The following is a 250-nucleotide window of genomic DNA, read 5'->3' on the forward strand; positions in this document are numbered from 1 at the left end:
GGTCTATGCAATGGTAAAGCTACCTTTGTTACCAGTGTCGACAGTAAGCACTTGCAGGTGACCTTTCAGCAACTGGCAGAAAAACTACAGCAGCAATTTACACAGGCAGAGATTGGCTTGCAAATCGATGGTAGCGTCATGCAAGCAGAAGACAAAACGCCTGAGCGTCGCCAACAAAAGCGTTTGATCCAAGCGAAGACGGTTGCAGAGGCAAAATTGCTAGATACACCCGTGATGAAATATCTGACCG

1 protein-coding gene is annotated in these 250 nt (G+C 47.2%); it reads left to right on the forward strand.

The features are described from left to right. Nucleotides 1-250, forward strand: a 250-nt coding sequence (locus AAEZ03_RS28360) for a hypothetical protein (protein ID WP_350583288.1), incomplete at both ends; no start/stop codon positions are given.

The organism is Pseudomonas sp. HY2-MNA-CIBAN-0224 (assembly GCF_040310285.1).
Classification (GTDB): domain Bacteria; phylum Pseudomonadota; class Gammaproteobacteria; order Pseudomonadales; family Pseudomonadaceae; genus Aquipseudomonas; species Aquipseudomonas helleri.